The following is a 21,826-nucleotide window of genomic DNA, read 5'->3' on the forward strand; positions in this document are numbered from 1 at the left end:
AACAGAGATATCTATAATGAACTGAAAAAATTGGACAAAAAATAGTTGGTGTATCTTGGTAATAAGTTAGAATGCAGGCAATAACTTATAGGATATAAAATGACAAGAAAACAGATACGGAATTTCAGTGCTAAAGAGAAGACAAGGATAGTGTTAGAATTATTAAAAGAGGATGTAACAATATCACAGTTATCATCTAAATATGAGGTTAGCAGCAATAGCATATCACATTGAAAGAAGTAGTTTTATCAAATGCAGCGATAGCATTTGAGCCAGCCAAGGTAGTTAGTGAATATCAAGAGCAAATTAATAGACTTAAGGAACAGAATGATGAACTAGCGAAGGATTTGGGGAAAACTACAATCGAGAGGGATTGGGTAGTGGGGGCCGCACCTCCATTTTACAGATGTGGATATTAAATGCTATACGTTCAATAAGAGTTCCGATGACTTTATCATGAATATCCAATGACTTGGAAAAACAAATTGTTTTACGTGTCAGTCTTTTGCATCTTGTTCTAAGATTTAAGTTACCCCGTTCTATCCGTTGAGTATATTTTTTACTAACAATGTGTTTTTTGGGATCTAATAACCTAGCATAACTTCCCCATCCATCTGTAAAGTAAAAAGTAACCTTAAAATCCTCCGGTTTTTTTCAGTAATGATTCTGATGTGCTATCACATCTTGTACCAAAAGTATAAGCAACTACTTTTAACAAAATCTTATCCAAAGAATACCAAAGCCATCTTTGTTTGGATTTATTCTGTACATAAGACCATTGTTCATCTATTTCAGGAGCAATAATTACTTCTATCGTATTGATAGAATGATTTATCTTTTTTAACGCTAGATTTTTTTAAAACACGGATAACCGTATTGATACCCACTTTTAATACTCTTACTGTATCCCTAACTCCAGAGCCATTGATTGACATATCTACTATCTGAGTCTTGACTCCAGGCTTAGAGGCATTATTAATATATTACAGTTAAAAATATCGATTACACTGCTTGCATTGATATCTCTGTTGTTTTGAAATTGAATATCCCGCCTTTACTACTTTTTCTGTGTCGTTATAATATCTACACTTAACATCTATTCTTGATCTACACTTAACATATATTCTTGTCATAACTCCTTAACTATAATTCTCTCTTATTACTGTTTGAGGATTATAGACTATTCATGCTAAGCTGCAATACGGGGGCGCGACCACTTTATTAATGCAGGATTTATTTGATTTTATAAATAAAAATGACGGTACTTCCGGAATAATTAAGGCTTGTATATTTCATTATGAGTTTGAGTTTATTCATCCTTTTTCAGATGGTAATGGACGCATCGGTAGGTTATGGCAACAATTATTATTAATGCAAACTAATAAAATTTTTGAGCATATTTCCGTTGAAAGTTTAATTAGAAATAATCAAAACGAATATTATAGTGTCTTAAGCAAATGTTATAAACTCGGTGAATCAACGTTATTTATCGAGTTTATGCTTAATCAAATAGTTGTAACATTAAGATTATATAGTAATAATGTAGTATATGAAGCGAGTACTCCTTTAGCCAGAATGGAATTTGCCAAGGTTAATTTAATGGATAAATGGTTTTCTAGAAAAGATTATATTAGTTGTACATAAAAATATTTCTACGGCAACGGCTAGTAGAGATTTAATTTACGGTTTAGAACATAAACTTTTAATAAGTAAAGGTGATAAGAATCAGACTTATTATAAGTTTGTGTAGTTTTTAATGTCATTTCCGCAAAGGCGAAGTCCTGTTGTGTGAATCAATTTCACCGCTGTCATCCCGTGGCTTGACCACGGGATCCAGAAAAATACTAAAATTATTAGTATTTTTTATTGTTTTTATGGACCCCGCGGTCAAGCCTATAGTACCGAACAATTTTTATTCTATGTCATTCCCTCGAAGGCGGGAATCCATTACTTTAAAGCCTTCTTAAAGCTTAATTTGAAAAGTAAAAAATCTTTGAAATTAAGATTTTTCAAAAGCTCAATTTATCTCGTTTTACCCTTGATTCCCGCTTCCGCGGGAATGACACCGAGGGCTTTTTAAAAAATGTCCAGTACTATAGGTCAAGCCACGGGGTGACACAGTGGGTTTTATCGGTCCACGCAACAATACCTCCTCGCAATGACAGGTAGTATCCACGTAACAATACCTACTTCGAGTCATGCAACAACGCTTTATTATCTAGTTCGGCTAGTTTGTTTGCTTTCTTCTCCTCTTTTTCTAACAGTTTGGCTGTGTTCGGTTCAAGTACCTTATATTTTCCTAAATTAATTGCACTTTCTGCAATCACTCCTAAAACTTTTGGATCTGTTGATAACTTTAATACTGATCCTATCATAGAAATATATTTACCCTTACTAAATTTATCAGCAATATTAATTAAGTCAGGAGCATGTTCACTTGCTATATTAACTAGCTTTTCTCAACCTAATTTTAATTTTTGTCCTATAGAAGTTTCTTTTAGGAACTAATTTACTACTGGTCCTAAAGTATTAGCATGTTTTTCTAACAGTTCAAGAAGCTCTTGTTGAATAACTTTCTTTATCTCTGAACTATCATTTTGTAGTTGTATTACTGAATTAATCAATCCTTTTACTTCTTTTGATTTTTCTTCTTTTGGAAGTGATTTAATTAACTGGGCTTTTTGTATTATATCAGCAACTTTCTCACTTTCAGCGAGGCTAGGGCTAGCAAGCTTAGTAAACGAGGGCAAAGCGCCTGCTAAAAAAGCATTGATGTATCTAGGGCTTTACGTATGAGTTCCGGTTTTATGGCCGATGATTTTATTTTTTCTGCTACTATAGGATTACCTAATATACTCAATATATCTTGTTTATTAGTATCTAGGTATTTAGGAAGCTCCTCTTTTAATATAGGAGCTAAATTATCGATAGCTTTTTTAGCATTATTTACTAACTTTATTACTTCAGTTTTTTTGCCTGTAATAACTCTTTTTTTAATTCAGTGTTTACTCCCTCTAGTCCTAGGTTGGTATTAGTTCAAAGTTGGTTTTCTTTAAATTACCTAAAAGCTTCTATAGCAAATGGAGTACTTTCTATTAATTTATCACTAGAATTTGCAATCAGTTCTATGGTATTTTTAAGAAATTCAGGTGCAACGAATTTTTGTACTTTGTTGTTTAAAATATTTTCTTTAACCTGAGTTAATTCTTTTTGATTCTCAGGCTTTTTTAAAAATTCTACTAGATTTTCTTTAAGAAGAGGATTTACTTTATCTGAAGTGATAATGTCATGGATGTTCTTTAATATATTTGCCTGAGACCCGGGAGTTTTTTTTTGTTTAATATTTTTATATACTTCTTGTACTTTTGGATTTAAATCACCACTTAGTGCATTAGATGCTAAATCTACTCCTAATGTAGTTAATTCCCTGAAGAATCTAGGGCTTAATCCCCCTAACACATTTATTTTTTCTAGCTCTGAGGTCTGAAAGTTTTTTTTAGTTACCTTAGCAAGTCTTTTATTTAAAATTGGTGTAAGTACGTATAGCACAACAGTAGATTGCAAGATGGTTTCTTTTGACGCATTAGATATCGATTCAGAATGTAAAATAGAAGAAACTTTTTTTTATAAGAGGTGCTGCGTCCGCTATCATCTTGCTAGTAGCTTCAATAGAGCTTGATTGATTAGCCGCATTTTTGGCATCTTTCAGGTTATTATATTCTGTTATAAGATCTGGCAGAACTTGTGCTTCTTCCCATGTAAATTGTAATGCACTAGCACCATCTTCGACTGCCGCCGTAATTCTTTGCATTATGCCTAAATTATTATCAGCAAGTGGTAATTGTAGTTCTAAATATTCTTTATTTAAATCATCATATTTTTTATTACCGGTGTTTATGCCAAGAGTTACCCATCCAGCTTCAAGATAAGAAAGATTTCGATATTCTTCTTTAAGTTGTTGTTCAAGTTTTTGTTCTCTTTTCTCTTTATCAATAGCTTCGTTTGACTCTGGACTTTTAGACGCTTCTAATACCTTTATAAGTGTTCTACTTATTGTAATAAACCAGCTCTTGGCTTTATAGTTTTTTATTGATATTATTATCAATATGCTAGACTACCATTGTATAAATATTATAGATTATTGACATGAAAAATTTTATAAAATATTTGCTCCTTACTTTTTTATATATAGCGATAACGGTAATAGTTGCTTATATGATTTTGGCTCAAACGATTCCTAATGACGGGCAATGTCATATGATGGATAGACCGCCCGTTATTCATTATATTTTAGCTGCAATTATTACTGCTTTACCGATGTTAGTTTTAATATATAGTAGAAAGAAAAAATAATTATATGATCGGTAAATTAAGTGGTAAGATTGATTCCCAAGGTGATGATTACGTTATAATTGACGTAAACGGGGTAGGGTACTTAGTCTATGCCCCGGGTAAGACTTTAGGTAAACTTGCTGAAGGGGAGTTTTACAAACTATTTATCGAAACCCATGTTAGAGAGGAACATATCCATCTTTACGGTTTTTTGACTCTAGAAGAGAAGAGTTTTTTTAATTTACTGCAATCCGTGAACGGTATAGGTACAAGAATGGCTTTGTCTATCTTATCAAGACTTACGCCTGCGGATATCCAAATTGCTATAAATAATGAAGATAAAGATATGTTTAAAGCAATATCAGGAGTAGGAGCTAAACTTGCCGAGCGTATAGTGTTAGAGCTGAAAGGTAAAGTAGCAAAAATATCAAGTGGCCCTGCTATTATTAAAGATAGCTTAAATATCAAAAATATCACCCCCGTCGCAAGTAACGAAGTAATAAAAGCTTTAGTAAATCTAGGCTTTTCTAGGTTTGAAGCCCAAAACACCGTGCAGGGGCTCATTATCCAAAATCCCGAAATTTCTATTGATGATTTAATCAAAACAGCCCTGAAAAATCGAAATTCATTAGCTTAAAGAAATATTTAATTTCATTCCTAGAGCTATAGCAGCGCGGTCTAAAGTATCAAGGGTAACATTAGGATTATTAGGGTTTAAAAATCTATCTACAGCTGATCTACTAGTTTCAATTTTTTCTGCCATTTCTGACTTTGTTATATGTTTTTGCTCCATAATTTGCTCTGCAAGAATACGCTTATGAGCTATTACTGCCACTTCTTCTAATATTCCAATTTTATCAAGAAAATCATCAAAATTAGAATCTAAATGTTTTGGATTAATTTTATTCATAGCTCCACCCCTTTTCTTCTTTGTAAGAGTTTTTGATATATTGAGCATTGTAATAATGTACCATAATTGGTACAATTTAGCAATTAATAATAAAATAATAATAGACAATTTAGCAATTTAAAAATGCCGTTCAAGACACTATTACCCGAAATCTCTATTGATGAATTGGTCGCACCTCCATTTTACAGATGTGAATATTAAAAGGCTATACGTTCAATAAGAGTTCCGATGACTTTATCATGAATATCCAATGACTTGGAAAAACAAATTGTTTTACGTGTCAGTCTTTTGCATCTTGTTCTAAGATTTAAGTTACCCCGTTCTATCCGTTGAGTATATTTTTTACTAACAATGTGTTTTTTGGGATCTAATAACCTAGCATAACTTCCCTATCCATCTGTAAAGTAAAAAGTAACCTTAAAATCCTCCGGTTTTTTTCAGTAATGATTCTGATGTGCTATCACATCTTGTACCAAAAGTATAAGCAACTACTTTTAACAAAATCTTATCCAAAGAATACCAAAGCCATCTTTGTTTGGATTTATTCTGTACATAAGACCATTGTTCATCTATTTCAGGAGCAATAATTACTTCTATCGTATTGATAGAATGATTTATCTTTTTTAACGCTAGATTTTTTTAAAACACGGATAACCGTATTGATACCCACTTTTAATACTCTTACTGTATCCCTAACTCCAGAGCCATTGATTGACATATCTACTATCTGAGTCTTGACTCCAGGCTTAGAGGCATTATTAATATATTACAGTTAAAAATATCGATTACACTGCTTGCATTGATATCTCTGTTGTTTTGAAATTGAATATCCCGCCTTTACTACTTTTTCTGTGTCGTTACAATATCTACACTTAACATCTATTCTTGATCTACACTTAACATCTATTCTTGCCATAACTCCTTAACTATAATTCTCTCTTATTACTGTTTGAGGATTATAGACTATTCATGCTAAGCTGCAATACGGGGCACGACCGATGAATTAATCAAAACAACCCTAAAAAATCGAAATTCTAATTTTTAGTTGATAAATTAACAATTATTTTATATTAATCTTAGTAACTAAAAATTAATATAAATTATGTTAGAATTGAAAACTTTTTTAGAAAGTATAAATGCTGAAGAAACATTTAAAAAATTAGAACGTAATCCTTCTACCTTATATTTAAAACATGAGCATAATGCTTGGCATTCAGAAGAGAATTTAAGTAATTTATTTAACCTTTTAAGGGATGCTGGTATTAAAAGTTTGGTATTTATAGGTTTATCTGCAATTAAAAAAATGTTCCGAATTACTAGATTAATTTTTAATAGATCCTGAATGTCGTATTACTAATATTAAAATAGATAGCAGTTTTGTAGATCATGAAAAACTTGCGATTATTCTAAAGACTTTAAAAAAATAATACTCCTCAAAAAATTGATTGGAGAAATACTAGGGTAAAAGCCTGTGAATTTAAGACATTTTTAGCTAATATTTCTCAAAAACCTAATTTAAAAATTTTATCTCTTCCTAATGTAGAAAATTACTCCTCAGACACAGATAGATAGTCTTAATAAATTTTTTTGCATGAGTAATGTTAATTCGTTTACATTAAGTTATTGTTTGATACGTAAAGATATAATAGAACTATTCCAATCAATAAAAATAATAAATTCAAGAGTTTATTTGAGGAATAATGCAAAATCTAATTCCTTACAATTCTTTGAAAAGTTTTTTCGAGATTCTCTTATTAATACTTTAGATATGAAGGGTTTTTATATAGATGATATAGGAGTGGCAGCTATATCTTATTTTCTAGAAAGGAATAACCACACTATCTCATTAAGCTTTTCTTTAGCTAGCGAAATAAGTGAAGAATCAATAGAAAAATTACTAACTTCAATAGGAAATAGTAAAGTTATTAGCTGTTCAATTAATATAGAACAAGAACAATAATTATCTAAAGCTATTAGAGAAATTACTGCTATAACTTTGAATAAAATAAAGCATGTATCAGAAGAAATAGTAAAGGAAGTAGCTAAGGAAATAATACCAATCTTAAGAAATTTTTATGAAAAGAAGTTAAAAATCGCCGATAGCGAAACTTGTAAATATTTAAAATTATATCGAAATTTACATCTTAAAAAATATTAAAAGAACTAGAAGTAAACTATGACAATTTAGGCGCTATAACTAAAAATACAGATAAATATATTAATGAGTGTTTTTTTTGAAATGACAGGAATTGTAAAAAATACAGCAATAGGTGATTTACCCCTAGAAATAATGAGACATACAGCATCTTGCTTAAAATTTTCAGATATAAAATCCACAAATGCGAAACCAGGGAATGTAGTACTCTTATCTGGGGAAGAGGGGACAAGCGAAGAGTGGGTGTTGTTATAATATTGCCCCAAATCCTGAAATTTCTATTGATGAATTAATCAAAACAGCCTTGAAAAATCGAAATTCTAATTTTCAATTAAATTAAAATATAGCATAAAACTATTTTTTAGCTATTATTAGTCATTATATTTAATCTAAAATAATGACTAATATATTATCGCCCGAAAAAAGTGAAAATGATCAAGAATTGCCGATAAGACCGTCATATTTGCAAGAATTTGTTGGTCAACAGCAGATTAAAGAAAATCTTTCGGTATTTATTAAGGCTGCAAAATCTAGAAATGAGCATCTTGATCATACTTTATTTTATGGTCCGCCTGGGCTTGGTAAGACTACACTTGCTAAGATTATTTCCAACGAAATTGGCGGTAATTTCAAATCTACCTCCGGTCCTGCTATACTTAAGGCAGCCGATCTTGCTGCTATCCTTACCAATCTTGAAAAGAACGACGTATTATTTATCGACGAAATTCACCGCATAAATACTGCGGTTGAAGAGGTTTTATATCCTGCTATGGAAGATTTTGAGCTTGATATAATTATCGGTGAAGGACCTGCCGCAAGATCGGTGAAAATAACCTTGCCGCAATTTACGTTAATCGGTGCTACCACACGACTTGGTTTGCTTAGCAATCCTTTGCGTGATAGGTTCGGCATCCCTGTGCGTTTAAATTTTTATAATACGGAAGAACTTAAGAAAGTTCTAAATAGAGCAAGTAAACTATTCGGTATTGATTTGACCGATTCGGGTTCTGAAGAAATAGCTAAAAGAAGTAGAGGAACACCGAGAATTGCCTTAAGGTTACTGCGTCGTATAAGAGATTTTGCGGCAGTTGACGGTAAATCAACAGTAGATAAAAAAATCTCCGATTTTGGTTTAAATCGTTTGGAAGTTGATGCGATTGGGCTTGATAGCAATGATTATCGTTATCTAAAATTCATAGCGGATAATTATAACGGTGGTCCGGTTGGTATTGAAACGATCGCTGCTGCCTTGTCTGAACAGCGTGATGCACTTGAAGAAACTATAGAGCCGTACCTAATACAGATAGGTTTACTACAAAGAACCCCTAGAGGTAGGGTAATCACTATTGCTGCTTTTGAGCATTTGAAAATGCCAGTGCCAAATCAACCACATCATCAATTTAATATTTTTAACGAGAATGAGCAATAATAATTTGAATAATAGACCTCTTTCCAAAGTCGCTTATAGCGAGGAATTTGTAGGAGACACGAAACGCAGCACCGTAGCGTACAAAAAAGTACGTGAGGATGCGAGTATCGGATCGACGCACAAATTACCTCTAGAAGTAGAGTTTGGAAAGAGGCCTGATGATTATACAGCTATTTATGTTATAAAAAGGCTGATAAAAGATCATGTTAAACCTTATGCAAATAAAATATATTTTGCAATATTCTGTATGGCTATTGCAGCAATTTGTACTGCTGTTATCGTGCATGCAGTTAAGCCTATTATCGATAAGGTTTTTCTAACGCATGATAGGAAGATGCTTATAATAATGCCGATAGTGCTGACTACTACTTTTTCCATAAAAGGAATTTCGGAATATTATCAGAATTATCTAATAAAATTTGCAGGTCAGAGAGTATTAAACGATTTGCAGATGAAAATGTATGAGCATTTGTTATTTGCCGATATTTCTTTTATCCAAAAACAAACCTCAGGGCGTCTTATATCTCGTTTTACTAACGATATTTCTTTGATGCGTGGTGCTGTTTCTAATTTACTTGTCGGATGTGCTAAACATTTCCTAACGGTAGTATTTTTAATAGGATCAATGTTTAACTTAGAACCGGTATTATCGTGTGTAGTTTTCCTTGTTTTCCCTTTGGCCGTTTATCCGGTACAAAAAATGGGAAGAAAGATACGTAAAATATCATCGCAGTCCCAAGAGGAATTAGGACATTATACTTCTAGGCTTGATGAAGCATTCCAGTCAATTAAGATTATTAAATCTTTTGTCGGCGAAAAAATAGAAAGTAATAGAGCATCCTTGATTATTAATAATATTTTAGAGTTTTATAAGAAAACTTCTAAATTAGATGCGATGGTTTCACCGATTATGGAGATTTTAAGCGGTCTTGCGGTTGGAGGGATGGTATGGTATGGAGGTAATTTAGTGCTTGAGGGGAAAAGTACACCCGGTGCTCTTTTTGCTTTTTTAGCTTCTTTTGCTGCGGCTTATAGACCTTTTAAAAGCTTGGTATCCTTAAATGTCAATTTACAAGAAGGAATTGCGGCAGCTAAAAGAGTATTCAGTATTTTAGATACTGAACCTCTTATTAAAGATTGTGAAGATGCTAAAGAAATAAATTTGTATAATCCACAAATTACTTTTGAGAAGTTAGCTTTAAGTTTTGAGAGTAAAATAGCTATAAAATATATAGATTTAAAGTTAGAACCTCATAAAATGATTGCGTTTGTTGGGCGTTCCGGTAGCGGCAAGACTTCTCTTAGTAATTTATTAGTACGTTTCTATGATCCAATTGATGGAAGAATTTTAATTAATAATCATGATATTAAAGATATTAAGCTTACTTCGCTTAGAGGTCAGATTTCTTTAGTTACGCAAGATACTCATTTATTTGATACAAGTGTTGCAGAAAATATAGCATATGGTCACGGAAACGCTACAAAAGAAGAGATAATAGAAGCGGCAAAATATGCTGATGCTCATGAGTTTATTAGGCATCTACCGAATGGTTACGATACGCAGATAGGAGTGCAGGGGGCGACGCTTTCAGGTGGTCAGCGTCAGCGTTTATCTATTGCTAGAGCTTTCCTAAAAGATGCGCCTATTTTAATTTGGGATGAAGCAACGAGTAGCTTAGACCAAGCTTCCGAACAGAAAATTTTAGAATCTTTAAAGAAATTACGCCAAGGAAAAACCACTTTAATTATTACGCATCGTTTAAGTAGTATTATCGATCTTGATAACATTATCGTTATGAAAAACGGTGAAATTTGTGAGCGGGGTACTCACATTCAATTACTTAAGAATAAGGATGAATATTATAGGTTATATAATAAAGAATTAAGAGAAAACAGTTGATTTATAAAGTAAATAGTTTATATTTCTTAATCTTTATTAACTAATTCTATGTCATTCCTGCGAAAGCAGAAATCGAAAAAAATATACATACAGCAGATTTTTGAAGTTAAAAGCTCAATTTTCTTGCTTTATGCTGGATTCCTGCTTTCGCAGGAATGACATAAGAGCCACCAAGACCTGTTAAAAGTAAGAACGACACCAACACCAAGGAATAACACAATGCTCATTACCAAGATTTTTAAAGACTATCGATTATTTGAAATATTTATTTTAGGAATAGTTAGCGGTATGCCGCTGGTTATAATTTTCTCTACTCTTTCTGTATGGTTAAAAGAATCCGGGATAGATATCGCTGTTATTACTACTTTTGCGGTTGCAAGGTTATCATATTCGTTAAAAGTATTTTGGTCACCTCTAGTCGATAATTTTAAAATACCTTTTTTAAGTAGATGGGGACATCGAAAAAGCTGGCTAATATTATGTAGCTCTTTAATGGTTCTAGTGTTAATTGCTATAAGCAAGACAGATCCTAAGGTTTCCTTAGCTTCTTTATATTTTTTGACTATAGCATTAGGTTTTTTATCTAGTACTTTTGATATTGCCGTTGATGCGTTGCGTATAGATAAGTTTGATCAGGAAACACAAAGCATAGCTAGTGCAGCTGCCGTATTCGGTTACCGAATCGGTATGCTAATTACTGGTGCAGGTGCTTTATATCTTGCAGAAATAACAGGTAATGATTGGCAGCTAACTTTCTTTGTTATAGCTATAATATTTGCTGTTGCAACGATATTTATAATAACCGTAAACGAAAAAGAATTAGTAAGAGAAAAAATTAATATTACTTCTATTTCTTCATGGATTTCTACAGTAATTAATCCGTTCAAAGATTTTTTCAAAAGAGAGTTTGCCGTAACTATTTTACTCGCGGTAATATTTTTTAAATTAGGCGATGCTATGCTTGGAGCGGTTGCTTCACCGTTTTATATAGAGCTTGGCTATACAAAAGGCGAAATAGCAACAATAGCTAAACTTTATGGATTAATTGCGACCTTAGTCGGTGGTTTTGCCGGTGGTATTGTAATGCATAGGATGGGAAACTTTAAAGGTTTGATTATTACCGGTATTGCCCAAAGTCTAACACATTTTGCTTTTATTTGGCTTAATCACCAACCTCCTTCTCTTGAAGCTTTGTTAATTGCTATTACTATAGAGAATTTTGCCTGTGCTATGGGTGCTGTTGCTTTAGTCGGATATATCGGTAATTTATGTAATAAGAAATATTCCGCAACGCAGTATGCTTTACTTAGTAGTGCTAGTAGTTTATGTAACAATACTGTCACTATTTATGCCGGAAAACTTGTAAATATGATGGGTTGGGACGGTTTTTTCATCTTTACTATAATTTTAGCCTTGCCTGCCTTGTTTATATTAATGTATCTTAATAAAAAGGTTAAAGTATAGTAAGGTTTATTTTAAACGTCATTGCAAGTGATTGTAGATATTGTTGCGTTTATGTCATTCCCGCGTAGGCGGGAATCCAGTAAAAAGTTATAAAACAAAGAAAATTATATAAAAAATATAATTTGCTTAAAAAACTGGATTCCCGCCTACGCGGGAATGATATCGAGTCGATTTTTGAGCAATGCCATGAAAAATCCTACTTGATTTAATTTGAATAATATTTCATTTATTTAAAATGTTTAAAAAATTCTTATTACCTTATATTTTTGTCATAACGTTTTTCTTTGCTCCAATAAGCGAAGCAAAGAAAGCTGTAAAAAATTCTCCTAAACCTCCTGTTCAAACTAGCTTAGTAATTGATTCGAAAGGTAATGTTTTACATACTCATAATTCACAAATTCGGATTTACCCTGCTTCTTTAACAAAATTGATGACGTTATATTTAATGTTTGAGTCAATTGAAGCGGGTAAGTTACCTTTGAATAAAAAATTACTTGTTTCACAGAAAGCAGCAAAAATGCCGCCTTGTAAACTTGGTTTAAGAGCGGGGGAAGCTATAACTGTTCGAGAGGCAATTAATGGATTAATCATAAAATCCGCTAATGATGTTGCTGTAACGGTTGCTGAGGGGATGAAAGGTTCTGAGAAAACTTTTTCTCATTTAATGAATGTTAAAGCTAAACAGCTCGGTATGAAAAATACCTATTTCAAAAATGCTTCAGGTTGGCATGATCCATTGCAACAAACTACCGCAAGAGATATGGCTAAACTTGCTATGGCCCTGAAGAGAGATTATCCAAAATATTACCCGTTATTTTCTAAAACCAGCTTTATATTTCGTGGAAATATAGTAAATGGACACAATAGAATTACTAAAAATTATCAAGGTGCGGAAGGCATGAAAACAGGCTTTCATACCCCAGCAGGTTATAATCTAGTAACTACTGCTTCTAGGAACGGTAAATCACTGATTGCCGTTGTTACAGGCGGCAAAAGTGCCGCATCTCGTGATCAAAAAATGATTGGATTGTTGGATCAGCATTTTGGCGTTAAGCCTATAGTCGCTAAATCTTCAATCAGACTTGCCTCTAACAATAAATCTACTACAAAAACTAAATCAAAAATAATAAAGAAAAAGAATATACGTAGCTGATATGTATCGTCATTAGCGAGGAGGCATAGGCTTTGTCGCATAGATCGAAAAATACGCTCGATGTCATTCTCCCACGAGAGCGGGAATCCAGCGTAAAGTGAGATAAATCGAGCTTTTAATTCCAAAAATTTGCTGTATTTATACTTTTTCTGGATTCTCGCCTGCACGGGAATGACATAAAATAAAAATCGTAGGGTACTATTTTAAGGATTTACTGCTAGCCTGTACTTTAAATTTACAAGTTTTATATGACAATTAACGCTACATTTAGTGTTTTTTGTAACTTTAGTAGATGAAGGTTTTTTAGAGTTTTTAACTAAAGTTTTACTTTGTGGTTTTTTTAAATTAATATTTTTTAGAAATTTCTCGGTTTCATCAGGTAAATACTCTATTTTTACTTTAGTTATACCTTGATTTTTAAATGCTAAAATTTCAGCTGCTTTTTGTGAAACATCTATTATACGATTTTTCTTAAAAGGACCCCTATCATTAACCATTAATATTACTGATTTATTATTGGATTTATTGGTAACTTTAACTAAGCAAGGAAGAGGAAGAGTTTTATGTGCGGCAGTTAATAGGTTTTTATTAAATTTATCACCGTTAGCTGTTTTTTTACCGTGGAAACCGTCCTTGCGTCCACCGTACCATGAGGCATAACCTGTTTCGGTAAAAGATTTAGGGTTGTGAGGTTTGTAAGTTTTCCCCTCTATTCTATAATTTTTTCCAACTTTATAATGTCCTTTATAAGTTAGATTATGAGGATCATCTTTTGATAACTCCTTGTATGAATATTTGCGGGAATAAGGTAATTTTTTTGAGCTATTACAGCCGCTTAGTCCTAAACAAAAAATTAATAAAAGTAATATACTTGTTGAACAACCAAAATTGGCGACAATGTCTGTGTAAGTCCTTGGATGCTGAACGTTTATTATACGCTCCGCTCCTCGGATTACAGACCAATTACTCTTTTTCAAGTTGAACTTCGCATAACAACTCTTTATTTTACAGGAGTATAGACCTAATTTGTACGTCAATCCGGCGCTCGCATCCGCATGTGCTTTTTTGTACGTTGCGGTGGTGAGCACTTCCGTGTTTTCTTCAAATTCCTCTTTATTAGCTTCGTTTTGCAAAGGGTCCAAGTTGAATTTATAATTCTTCACTATTATCACTATCTGTGTTAAAGTTATCCATTATTTTAGCGTAACACACAACTTTTTCAACGCCCTTTATTTTTGATGCAATAGAAGCAAATTTTTTTAGCTCTTCTTCTGATCTTGCAATTCCAAATAAATAAACAATATTATCTATAGTTAGAATAGTATAATTAGCAAATTTAATATCTTTTTTGACTAAATTTTTAGCTTTAATTTGTGTTGTTATCATACTATCTTTAGTATATTGTGCTAAATCAAAATGATTACTGCTTTTATTTATTTTTAACTCATTGATAACTTCTTTTACGCCTTTTTGATTCCAAGCAATTTCTACGGCTTTTAAGACATCCGGTTCTTTTTGAATATTTCCTGTTAATAATACTCTTCCTTGGGATACTTCGACCTTTATTTTAGCTCCTAAATCCTTAAAATTATTTTTTACTAAATCAGCTTTAATGCCGGCAGAAATCCTTGAATCATTTAATGTTTCGGACATTGGTTGATCTTTTGAGGCAACAATACCAGTGGTGGTTGCTGCGGCAAATATGACCGGTAAACAGGCAGATAAATTGAAAGAGATAGTTGTGAAAATTAAAATTCTTAATAGACTTTTTATAAAAATCATATCTTACTATCCGGTAATTTATTCTTTAATAAAAGAGGTATTTGAAGTAAAATAAATATAAAGGTAATAGGTATTACGCCGAATACTTTAAATTTTACCCATGTTTCATCTGAGAAATTACGCCAAACTATTTCATTAACTATAGCCATAAAAAAGAAAAAGGATGCTGTTCTATAGCTTAGAGTTATCCAGCTTTCTTCTTTAAGACGCACTATACTCTCTAAAGCATATTTGATAAAAGGATTTTTTCTTATACCGCTCATAAGAAAAATTATTCCAAAAATAGTATATAATATAGTCGGCTTGATTTTTATATACATTGAATCGCCGCTAATTAAAGTTATACTTCCCGAAACTAATAAAACAGATGAAGAAATAATAGAAAGCTTTGATACTTTTTTGTCTATAAAATAACAAAGAGTAATACAAATAACAGAGGTAATAAGCATATAAAGAGTGGCATTTTGTATGCCACCGCCATAAAAAAAGCCTCCAAAAAATGCTATTACTGGACCAATTTCTGATAAAAGTTTAAACATATTTAATTTAATTACTCTCTCTTTGATAAAATTAATTTGATTCGTTTTTTTGTACTGTTCTAGAATATCTTAATTTTATTTGTATAAAAATATTTATTAGTAATATAGTAGTAAAATAGGCAAGTACTTGCAGTCCGTTAGGTCTTGCAATATAACCGGTAACAATATGTAAGATTTTGCCAATCATACTTCTATCTGCTACTAACCATGAACTATCCCAAAGTTGATCGGATAAAAACATAACTAGACCGGAAGAAGTTAGAATACCTGTCGCACTTGCTGCAAACCCTCCCGCTATCAGCATTAATAATACAGAAGAGATTTTAAAAATATATTTTTGATTAGCAATCTTAATTAAACCGAAATATATTACTAAACCAAGTAAAAAACCACTTGTAGCACCTATTATTACTCCTTGCAAGTAAATACTGCTTGATATTGTTTCAACTGAAGATATACTATATACTAAAATAATGATTTCTGCACCTTCTCGTAGTATAGTAGTGGCAACTAAAAAAACCAACATGAAATAACTGGCATTACCTTCATGAATTTTTACGGATAAGTCGTTTATATGTTGCTTTACTTTTATACCGTAACCCTGCATCCATATTATTGTCCAGCTAATCAGAATTGTTATTAGTATCATAATTCCGGAATCGAATAACTCGTCTCCTATTCCACCAAAAGATAAAGATAATTTACGCGTAAAAAATGCAAAAATTGAGGCAAATACTACCCCAAGCATTACTCCGGCAATAATATAGAGACGAGATTTTTCTATTTGTTTTGTTACGGCTAGTATTACACCAAGTAATAAGGATATCTCTAAACATTCACGAAACACTACCAAAGCAATTTTAAACATATTTTTATCTAATCATTAACAATTATAAGACCCTGAGCTGTATCTTGATGAAAATCCCCAAAAATTTCATACTTCCCAGGAGCGAGTGGTGCAAGTATAATATTTATTGATTCATGTGGCATAACTATTTTTTCACGATGTAAATCATGGCTTTCAAACTCTTCTACCGTATCATCTTCATTATGAACAATTAACTTTATCTTAGTAGATTTTGGTACTTCAACTATATTTGGAACAAATTTATGATCTTTTATAGCTATCTTCACTTCTAATATATTATCATTTGTTTTATTACCTGGAATCTTACTTGTAGAGATATAAATAATTACTGCTAAAAATATTAAACCTACTACTATAATAATATTTTTATTTTTTTGAATGATTTCCATACTAAACTCCTAGCTTAATTAAAGTTTAAAGTAAGAATACTCGTTTAATTTAAAAAATGGCTAGTCATTTTATAAGATCTACGGTGCTCACGTATTATATTATACGCTCCGCCCCTCGACTTATAGACTTCCTGCTCTTTTCTAAATTAAACTTCGTCTACTAAATTGTCCTTCTCATCTAAGTTTCAAATTTTTGATAAACACAAAATTTATCCTGCAATTTTTATTAAAGCTATAAGATATACAATTATTATCATTATGACAAGGATAGATAACAAAATATAATTTTTTTGTTCTTTATTATCCGATATTTTAGATTGTTTCATATTTATTTAATTTTGTTTAAAGTCTCCTAGTTCAAGCAAAAGATATTCATTTATCGGTAAAGATTCATGAGAAATAATTTTATTTATGTTAGAACCTAAGGCTTTAAATGCTTTACCTTCAGCAATAACACTACGTGTTCCAACCGTTACTTTACCTTGCAAAGCGTAAGAAAAAATTAAAGGATATGTAATATCGCCGATCTTCATATCTATTTTTTGTCCTTTTGCTTTTGAATCATATAGTATTTTACCGTTTGATAAGCGAGTAATTTTAGCATTAAAACTTACTTTTTCACCACATAATAAAGGAACACGATAAGCTATCTCATCATCATAAATTCTAACTTCATCATTTTTAACAAAATTTTGTGGTAATACTGCTTTTAACATTACATTTACTTTGTAATTATAAGCATTATCGAAGATAATATCATTACTATTATTAACGGCGTATTTTGCCGGAATAATAGCTTCTCGTGCTTCTCCTACCATCATACCTATTATTACATTATCTAAGCCATGCATTATAGGACTCGATCCTAAGGTAAAAGTTTTAGTATCTTCAGATATTAAAGTATTATTCATATCTAATATTTGATAAAATACAGTAACTACATGTCCACAAGAAGCGGGACCGATATTACCGCTACCGAGCGTATTAATTTTAAATAGTGTTTTTACTAAATCCTTACGTACTTCAATAGTGTACTCATTAGGGTTGATAGGTCCATTTAACGGCTGTAAAATATTTTCAAAGAATGTTTTCCCTTCTTCGGTTTTAAGAGCATTTATTACTATTTTTGAAACCGTACGTTCAAATAAATTACCATTTAATGAAATAGGTGGTTCATTATTTATACTAGTTCGGTTTTCATTGGTAGATAAATTATTTGAAGCCGTTTGTTCCACAACTGTAGGATTATTGTCGTCGGGGGATATTTTTAACTTTACTATATTGTAAAGTATTAAAATTACAATTACTAAAGATAAAAATTTTTGCATGGATACTCGTTTAATTTGAAAAATTGGCTACGTCGTATTATAAGATCTGCGGTGTTCACGTATTATTATACGCTCCGCTCCTTGCCTTATATACTCCTTGCTCTTGTCCAAATTAAACTTCGTCTATCTTCTGTTCTGCCATTTATCAGGAGTATATTTTAGTACAATAAAGTTTACTATAACAATCAATTACTTAATAATCAAATGAGAATAAAAATAATTTGATTAATATAAATAATTGGTCTAAATTTAAATGCAGAATTCTATAAATATAGTGGTGAAAAGTGAAAAAATTTATATTTTGTTCTTTATGTTTTTGGACATTAAACATATTTGCTGCTTCTGAAATTTATCCTAATAAGCTTAATCGTTGTAAAATTACTAGAAATATATTCAATGATTATGAACCAAAAGTTTTTGAACCTACTAATAATTTATTACGTAAAACAGGAAAATTATCAAAGTTTTATGGTGAAAAAATATTAATTAAAGGGAAAATATTAGATCAAAATTGCGTGCCGGTGGCAGATGCTAAAGTTTATTTATGGCAAGCAGGAAGCAGCGGTAAATATCCCTATGAACCTTTAAAAACTCGAATCGATAAAAAAAGATTCACAAGTAAAAGCGATTCAAGTTTCACTGGCTCCGGCATCGCTACTACCAATAACAAAGGAGAATATTACTTTATTAGCATGTTACCTTATAAATCTTCTCGTTATTTAAGAAGTGCAAATATAAGAATAGAACATTCCAGTCTTGCGCCCCTTGAAACACGTTTAGATTTATCTAATAAAAATATGTGTGATAATGAGTGCGGTGAAGTAAACCCGATATTGATCGAACCGCAGGAAAATATGATGTCGTATTGTTTTGATTTAGTATTACAAGGTACGACGCTTAAGAGATATTGATAGTAACGTCATTGCGAGCGACTGAAAGGAGCGTGGCAATCTCAGGACTTTGGTACAAGATTGCTTTGTCAAAACTTACAGTTTTTCCTCGCAATGACGTTTTGCCTCTTGCACGGGAGACTCCAAAGGTTTTTTTATACCGCAACCGCATAATATAACGCATATAAACGTTAATAAGAATAAATAAAGTGTTTTCATTACCTAAATTATTATATGATTTTTTATATATTATAGTATTTTTATTACCTATAACAATCTTTATTCCTAAAATTTATGCTAAGCATCAGGAAAAACTAGAGCATTTAAGCGGTTCAAGCGTTCCTGATAATGTAATTTTTTTTGATGAAGAAAAAAATCAATATTCTCTTGATCAGTTTGAAGGAAAAACTATATTGTTAGTATTTTGGGCTACTTGGAGCGCTTCTTGTGTTAAGGAAATGCCTGATCTTGATATGTTACAAAAAGATTTTAGAAAACTACCTTTTTTGGTAATTCCAATTTCAGAAGATTATCAAGACATAAAAGTTGTTAAAGAATACTTTAAAAGCTATCAAATAAGATATTTGCAGATTTATCATGATTATAGAAATGAATTATTTAAAGTATTAGGTGTTATTAGTTTACCAACTAGTATATTAATAGACCCAAACGGCAAAATAATAACTAGCTTTGTCGGTAATACAAATTGGTATGACGAAAAAATTAGAGAAACTATTTTATCCGCTATCCCTGGAAATTATCCTGAGCCGAAAAATAGTTATAATGAACAATCTCTTAATAAACCGGCTAAGCCTTTGCTGCCAATGAAGGAAGGTGTGGCTAAGGAAATAATAAATCAAAAAAGTACCGAAGAAGTTCCGGTATTTAATGTCATTCCTGCGAAAGCTGGAATCCAGTAAAACATATAAAAAACAAGTTTCTTACATGTTTATTTTATCAAATGCGTAATATTTGTATCAATATTAAGGTTATTTTTTGGATTACGACCTTTAAGAGCTATGCCCAAGCTTCATAAAGAATAATATTGAATTTAGTATAAGGTTAATAATAGGTAAATTAATGAATGAAGTAAATAAATCGGCTATTGCGGGTGCAGAATTTGAGCAGGTAATAGCAAAACGTCAGATAAGTAAAATAGAACAGTTATTTGCTTCGGTTTTTGGCGATTCTAAAGACATAATTGCTGTTTTACGCCTCAGCGGTGTTATCGGTAAAGTAAGTACCGTGCAATCAGGTCTTACGTTAGAATCATTAAATGAATTAATAGAAAAAGCTTTTAAAATAAAGAAACTAAAAGTCTTATGTTTAATTATTAATTCCCCAGGAGGTTCGCCTGTACAATCTGAACTTATTGCAAAACGTATTCGCGACCTTGCTAAAAAAAATAAAATAAAAATTTATAGTTTTATTGAAGATATGGCGGCTTCAGGCGGATATTGGCTTGCTTGCAGCGGAGACCGGATATATGCTTTGCCAAGTTCGGTTATCGGTAGTATTGGAGTAGTATCAAGCGGGTTTGGTTTTCATGAAGCGATTAACAAACTTGGAATAGAGCGAAGAGTTTACACAGAAGGGAAAAATAAATCGGTATTAGATCCTTTTCAGCCTGTTAACAAAGATGACCTTAAAATTATAAAAAGTCTACAAAAGCAGGTTTATGAGCGTTTCGTAGATTATGTTAAAACAAGAAGAGTAGGGAAGTTAACACAACAAGACGAAATTTTATTTAACGGTGAATTTTGGGCAGGACAAACGGCTCTTGATTACGGCTTGATTGATGGTATAGGGGATATGTATAGTGTGATGAAAGAAAAATTCGGCGATAATATTAAGTTTCAATATCTGTGTGCTAAACAACCTTGGCTTAAAAAGAAACTTGGTATGGGAAGCAAGATATTAACCGATAATTTTGCTAATTCTTTAATTGATGCCGTTGAAAATAAAATTATTAACGATAAATTTGATATAAAATAAATAGGCATTGCCTAAAAAGAGTTGATATAAAGTTTCTATATCATTCCTGCTTCCGCGGGAATGATATCTGAAGGCTAAACTATACTATAAAACAACTTTTTTTAGGCAATGCCAATAAATGTACCAGATCAACCCTTCGCTTATGAGAAGTATTATGAATATAACGCAAGTTAAAATTAAGAAATTAGAAAATTTTTCAGACAGTTTGCCGGAATATGCTACAGAGCATAGTGCGGGGATGGATTTAATAGCTGCAAACGACCAACCTATAACAATAAAAGCAGGTAGTATACAGCTAATCCCGACAGGCATTGCTATAGCACTACCGGATTCGTTTGAAGCGCAGATAAGACCTCGTTCAGGTCTTGCCGTTAAACACGGTATTACGGTTGCTAATTCGCCAGGTACTATTGATGCAGATTATCGAGGTGAAATAAAAGTTATTCTTATTAATCTAGGTAAAGAAGATTTCGTTATAGAAAAAGGCATGCGAATTGCACAGATGATAATCGCAAAGTATGAACGTATATTATGGGAAGAAAGTAGCGCGCTTGAAAAAACGATGCGTGGTAGTGGTGGTTTTGGTTCTACTGGTGTTTAGTTAGTCTCTATGTCATTCCTGCGAAGAGGTGTTATTGCATGATTCGTTTTATGTCATTCCCGCGAAAGCGGGAATCCAGAGTAAAGCGAGA

At 31.9% G+C, this 21,826-nt stretch carries 27 protein-coding genes and 5 pseudogenes; 16 read left to right on the forward strand and 16 right to left on the reverse strand.

Annotated elements, in window-relative coordinates:
• Nucleotides 1-230 precede the first annotated feature (230 nt).
• Nucleotides 231-419, forward strand: a complete 189-nt coding sequence (locus tag AAGD46_RS03150; RefSeq protein ID WP_341787719.1) for a hypothetical protein — start codon at nucleotides 231-233, stop codon at nucleotides 417-419.
• Here AAGD46_RS03150 and AAGD46_RS08855 read toward each other — a convergent pair.
• From AAGD46_RS08855 to AAGD46_RS08865, 3 genes and pseudogenes are all read right to left on the reverse strand, one after another.
• Nucleotides 358-579 (reverse strand): annotated as a pseudogene (locus AAGD46_RS08855) (IS1 family transposase); the annotation flags it as partial. The gene AAGD46_RS03150 and the pseudogene AAGD46_RS08855 overlap by 62 nt on opposite strands.
• A 55-nt stretch (nucleotides 580-634) precedes the next feature.
• A complete protein-coding gene (locus AAGD46_RS08860) occupies nucleotides 635-835 on the reverse strand; it encodes an IS1 family transposase (protein WP_410525965.1) in 201 nt (66 codons plus the stop codon).
• Nucleotides 792-935, reverse strand: a complete 144-nt coding sequence (locus tag AAGD46_RS08865; RefSeq protein ID WP_341786690.1) for an IS1-like element transposase — start codon at nucleotides 933-935, stop codon at nucleotides 792-794. The genes AAGD46_RS08860 and AAGD46_RS08865 overlap by 44 nt, the downstream gene beginning before the upstream one ends.
• A gap of 280 nt (nucleotides 936-1,215) precedes the next feature.
• Here AAGD46_RS08865 and AAGD46_RS03160 point away from each other — a divergent pair.
• Nucleotides 1,216-1,750: pseudogene (locus tag AAGD46_RS03160) on the forward strand (Fic family protein); the annotation flags it as partial.
• A 436-nt stretch (nucleotides 1,751-2,186) separates the two neighbouring features.
• On the opposite strand, the gene AAGD46_RS03170 reads toward AAGD46_RS03160, so the two are convergent.
• Nucleotides 2,187-2,375 (reverse strand): hypothetical protein, encoded by a 189-nt coding sequence (locus tag AAGD46_RS03170; RefSeq protein WP_341787721.1) that lies wholly within the window; start codon nucleotides 2,373-2,375, stop codon nucleotides 2,187-2,189.
• Nucleotides 2,376-2,504: 129 nt separating this feature from the next.
• Nucleotides 2,505-2,750, reverse strand: coding sequence for a hypothetical protein (locus AAGD46_RS03175; RefSeq protein ID WP_341787722.1), 246 nt, complete (start codon nucleotides 2,748-2,750; stop codon nucleotides 2,505-2,507).
• 42 nt (nucleotides 2,751-2,792) lie between these two features.
• On the opposite strand from AAGD46_RS03175, the gene AAGD46_RS03180 reads away from it, so the two are divergent.
• Nucleotides 2,793-3,035 carry a hypothetical protein gene (locus tag AAGD46_RS03180; protein ID WP_341787723.1) on the forward strand — a complete coding sequence of 81 codons (243 nt, stop codon included), beginning with the start codon at nucleotides 2,793-2,795 and terminating at the stop codon, nucleotides 3,033-3,035.
• A gap of 22 nt (nucleotides 3,036-3,057) precedes the next feature.
• Here the strand turns inward: AAGD46_RS03180 and AAGD46_RS03185 are convergent, their stop codons facing one another.
• Both AAGD46_RS03185 and AAGD46_RS03190 read right to left on the reverse strand, forming a co-directional pair.
• Complete coding sequence (locus AAGD46_RS03185) at nucleotides 3,058-3,549, reverse strand: hypothetical protein (RefSeq protein WP_341787724.1); 492 nt, start codon at nucleotides 3,547-3,549, stop codon at nucleotides 3,058-3,060.
• Between the two features lie 46 nt (nucleotides 3,550-3,595).
• Entirely contained in the window at nucleotides 3,596-4,105 is a 510-nt protein-coding gene (locus AAGD46_RS03190; RefSeq protein ID WP_341787725.1) for a hypothetical protein, read from the reverse strand.
• Between the two features lie 41 nt (nucleotides 4,106-4,146).
• On the opposite strand from AAGD46_RS03190, the gene AAGD46_RS03195 reads away from it, so the two are divergent.
• Both AAGD46_RS03195 and ruvA read left to right on the forward strand, forming a co-directional pair.
• Complete coding sequence (locus AAGD46_RS03195; RefSeq protein ID WP_341787726.1) at nucleotides 4,147-4,353, forward strand: Holliday junction ATP-dependent DNA helicase RuvA; 207 nt, start codon at nucleotides 4,147-4,149, stop codon at nucleotides 4,351-4,353.
• Nucleotides 4,354-4,357: 4 nt separating this feature from the next.
• Nucleotides 4,358-4,969, forward strand: a complete 612-nt coding sequence (gene ruvA / locus AAGD46_RS03200) for a Holliday junction branch migration protein RuvA (protein ID WP_341787727.1) — start codon at nucleotides 4,358-4,360, stop codon at nucleotides 4,967-4,969.
• Here the strand turns inward: ruvA and AAGD46_RS03205 are convergent.
• Complete coding sequence (locus AAGD46_RS03205) at nucleotides 4,961-5,242, reverse strand: helix-turn-helix transcriptional regulator (protein WP_341787728.1); 282 nt, start codon at nucleotides 5,240-5,242, stop codon at nucleotides 4,961-4,963. The genes ruvA and AAGD46_RS03205 overlap by 9 nt on opposite strands.
• 197 nt (nucleotides 5,243-5,439) lie before the next feature.
• Nucleotides 5,440-6,158 (reverse strand): annotated as a pseudogene (locus AAGD46_RS03210) (IS1 family transposase).
• A gap of 186 nt (nucleotides 6,159-6,344) precedes the next feature.
• Here AAGD46_RS03210 and AAGD46_RS03215 point away from each other — a divergent pair.
• From AAGD46_RS03215 to AAGD46_RS03245, 7 genes are all read left to right on the forward strand, one after another.
• Nucleotides 6,345-6,584, forward strand: a complete 240-nt coding sequence (locus tag AAGD46_RS03215; protein ID WP_341787729.1) for a hypothetical protein — start codon at nucleotides 6,345-6,347, stop codon at nucleotides 6,582-6,584.
• Nucleotides 6,585-6,932: 348 nt separating this feature from the next.
• A complete protein-coding gene (locus tag AAGD46_RS03220) occupies nucleotides 6,933-7,202 on the forward strand; it encodes a hypothetical protein (RefSeq protein WP_341787730.1) in 270 nt (89 codons plus the stop codon).
• A 36-nt stretch (nucleotides 7,203-7,238) separates the two neighbouring features.
• On the forward strand, nucleotides 7,239-7,400 hold the full coding sequence (locus AAGD46_RS03225; RefSeq protein WP_341787731.1) for a hypothetical protein: 162 nt from the start codon (nucleotides 7,239-7,241) through the stop codon (nucleotides 7,398-7,400).
• A gap of 394 nt (nucleotides 7,401-7,794) precedes the next feature.
• A complete protein-coding gene (gene ruvB / locus AAGD46_RS03230; RefSeq protein WP_341787732.1) occupies nucleotides 7,795-8,826 on the forward strand; it encodes a Holliday junction branch migration DNA helicase RuvB in 1,032 nt (343 codons plus the stop codon).
• A 106-nt stretch (nucleotides 8,827-8,932) separates the two neighbouring features.
• Nucleotides 8,933-10,726, forward strand: a complete 1,794-nt coding sequence (locus AAGD46_RS03235; RefSeq protein WP_410525966.1) for an ABC transporter ATP-binding protein — start codon at nucleotides 8,933-8,935, stop codon at nucleotides 10,724-10,726.
• Between the two features lie 219 nt (nucleotides 10,727-10,945).
• Nucleotides 10,946-12,190: an AmpG family muropeptide MFS transporter gene (locus AAGD46_RS03240; RefSeq protein WP_341787734.1), complete on the forward strand. Its 1,245-nt coding sequence runs from the start codon at nucleotides 10,946-10,948 to the stop codon at nucleotides 12,188-12,190.
• A 235-nt stretch (nucleotides 12,191-12,425) separates the two neighbouring features.
• Complete coding sequence (locus AAGD46_RS03245) at nucleotides 12,426-13,343, forward strand: D-alanyl-D-alanine carboxypeptidase family protein (protein WP_341787735.1); 918 nt, start codon at nucleotides 12,426-12,428, stop codon at nucleotides 13,341-13,343.
• A gap of 203 nt (nucleotides 13,344-13,546) precedes the next feature.
• On the opposite strand, the pseudogene AAGD46_RS03250 reads toward AAGD46_RS03245, so the two are convergent.
• The 7 genes and pseudogenes from AAGD46_RS03250 to AAGD46_RS03275 form a co-directional block, all read right to left on the reverse strand.
• Nucleotides 13,547-14,212: pseudogene (locus AAGD46_RS03250) on the reverse strand (septal ring lytic transglycosylase RlpA family protein); the annotation flags it as partial.
• Nucleotides 14,213-14,374: 162 nt separating this feature from the next.
• Nucleotides 14,375-14,515 (reverse strand): annotated as a pseudogene (locus AAGD46_RS08870) (palindromic element RPE1 domain-containing protein); the annotation flags it as partial.
• Nucleotides 14,493-15,125 (reverse strand): BON domain-containing protein, encoded by a 633-nt coding sequence (locus tag AAGD46_RS03255; protein ID WP_341787737.1) that lies wholly within the window; start codon nucleotides 15,123-15,125, stop codon nucleotides 14,493-14,495. The pseudogene AAGD46_RS08870 and the gene AAGD46_RS03255, both read right to left, overlap by 23 nt.
• Nucleotides 15,122-15,664, reverse strand: a complete 543-nt coding sequence (locus AAGD46_RS03260) for a septation protein A (protein WP_341787738.1) — start codon at nucleotides 15,662-15,664, stop codon at nucleotides 15,122-15,124. Before AAGD46_RS03260 ends, AAGD46_RS03255 begins: the two co-directional genes overlap by 4 nt.
• A 31-nt stretch (nucleotides 15,665-15,695) precedes the next feature.
• A complete protein-coding gene (locus AAGD46_RS03265; protein WP_341787739.1) occupies nucleotides 15,696-16,532 on the reverse strand; it encodes an FTR1 family protein in 837 nt (278 codons plus the stop codon).
• Between the two features lie 8 nt (nucleotides 16,533-16,540).
• Nucleotides 16,541-16,921, reverse strand: coding sequence for a cupredoxin domain-containing protein (locus AAGD46_RS03270; RefSeq protein WP_341787740.1), 381 nt, complete (start codon nucleotides 16,919-16,921; stop codon nucleotides 16,541-16,543).
• A 332-nt stretch (nucleotides 16,922-17,253) separates the two neighbouring features.
• Nucleotides 17,254-18,249 (reverse strand): FKBP-type peptidyl-prolyl cis-trans isomerase, encoded by a 996-nt coding sequence (locus AAGD46_RS03275; RefSeq protein ID WP_341787741.1) that lies wholly within the window; start codon nucleotides 18,247-18,249, stop codon nucleotides 17,254-17,256.
• 284 nt (nucleotides 18,250-18,533) lie between these two features.
• Between AAGD46_RS03275 and AAGD46_RS03285 the strand changes: the two genes are divergently transcribed.
• The 4 genes from AAGD46_RS03285 to dut all read left to right on the forward strand — a co-directional run bounded on the left by AAGD46_RS03285 (nucleotide 18,534) and on the right by dut (nucleotide 21,735).
• On the forward strand, nucleotides 18,534-19,160 hold the full coding sequence (locus tag AAGD46_RS03285) for a dioxygenase (RefSeq protein WP_341787742.1): 627 nt from the start codon (nucleotides 18,534-18,536) through the stop codon (nucleotides 19,158-19,160).
• Nucleotides 19,161-19,348: 188 nt separating this feature from the next.
• A complete protein-coding gene (locus tag AAGD46_RS03290) occupies nucleotides 19,349-20,059 on the forward strand; it encodes a TlpA disulfide reductase family protein (protein ID WP_341787743.1) in 711 nt (236 codons plus the stop codon).
• A gap of 160 nt (nucleotides 20,060-20,219) precedes the next feature.
• The gene (locus AAGD46_RS03295; protein ID WP_341787744.1) at nucleotides 20,220-21,134 is read left to right on the forward strand and encodes a S49 family peptidase; all 915 of its coding nucleotides are present in this window, start codon (nucleotides 20,220-20,222) and stop codon (nucleotides 21,132-21,134) included.
• 154 nt (nucleotides 21,135-21,288) lie between these two features.
• Entirely contained in the window at nucleotides 21,289-21,735 is a 447-nt protein-coding gene (dut, locus tag AAGD46_RS03300; protein ID WP_341787745.1) for a dUTP diphosphatase, read from the forward strand.
• Nucleotides 21,736-21,826: the final 91 nt, after the last annotated feature.

It is taken from the genome of Rickettsia endosymbiont of Cantharis rufa (assembly GCF_964026445.1).
In the GTDB taxonomy this organism is placed as follows: domain Bacteria; phylum Pseudomonadota; class Alphaproteobacteria; order Rickettsiales; family Rickettsiaceae; genus Rickettsia.

Coding starts and splice junctions, on each gene's coding strand:
- AAGD46_RS03295 (WP_341787744.1), top strand. CDS start 20,220: ATGAATGAAGTAAATAAATCGGCTATTGCGGGTGCAGAATTTGAGCAG.
- AAGD46_RS03260 (WP_341787738.1), bottom strand. CDS start 15,664: ATGTTTAAACTTTTATCAGAAATTGGTCCAGTAATAGCATTTTTTGGA.
- AAGD46_RS03265 (WP_341787739.1), bottom strand. CDS start 16,532: ATGTTTAAAATTGCTTTGGTAGTGTTTCGTGAATGTTTAGAGATATCC.
- AAGD46_RS03215 (WP_341787729.1), top strand. CDS start 6,345: ATGTTAGAATTGAAAACTTTTTTAGAAAGTATAAATGCTGAAGAAACA.
- ruvA (WP_341787727.1), top strand. CDS start 4,358: ATGATCGGTAAATTAAGTGGTAAGATTGATTCCCAAGGTGATGATTAC.
- AAGD46_RS03195 (WP_341787726.1), top strand. CDS start 4,147: ATGAAAAATTTTATAAAATATTTGCTCCTTACTTTTTTATATATAGCG.
- AAGD46_RS03275 (WP_341787741.1), bottom strand. CDS start 18,249: ATGCAAAAATTTTTATCTTTAGTAATTGTAATTTTAATACTTTACAAT.
- dut (WP_341787745.1), top strand. CDS start 21,289: ATGAATATAACGCAAGTTAAAATTAAGAAATTAGAAAATTTTTCAGAC.
- ruvB (WP_341787732.1), top strand. CDS start 7,795: ATGACTAATATATTATCGCCCGAAAAAAGTGAAAATGATCAAGAATTG.
- AAGD46_RS03255 (WP_341787737.1), bottom strand. CDS start 15,125: ATGATTTTTATAAAAAGTCTATTAAGAATTTTAATTTTCACAACTATC.
- AAGD46_RS03170 (WP_341787721.1), bottom strand. CDS start 2,375: ATGATAGGATCAGTATTAAAGTTATCAACAGATCCAAAAGTTTTAGGA.
- AAGD46_RS03245 (WP_341787735.1), top strand. CDS start 12,426: ATGTTTAAAAAATTCTTATTACCTTATATTTTTGTCATAACGTTTTTC.
- AAGD46_RS03240 (WP_341787734.1), top strand. CDS start 10,946: ATGCTCATTACCAAGATTTTTAAAGACTATCGATTATTTGAAATATTT.
- AAGD46_RS03205 (WP_341787728.1), bottom strand. CDS start 5,242: ATGAATAAAATTAATCCAAAACATTTAGATTCTAATTTTGATGATTTT.
- AAGD46_RS08865 (WP_341786690.1), bottom strand. CDS start 935: ATGTCAATCAATGGCTCTGGAGTTAGGGATACAGTAAGAGTATTAAAA.
- AAGD46_RS03180 (WP_341787723.1), top strand. CDS start 2,793: ATGAGTTCCGGTTTTATGGCCGATGATTTTATTTTTTCTGCTACTATA.
- AAGD46_RS03270 (WP_341787740.1), bottom strand. CDS start 16,921: ATGGAAATCATTCAAAAAAATAAAAATATTATTATAGTAGTAGGTTTA.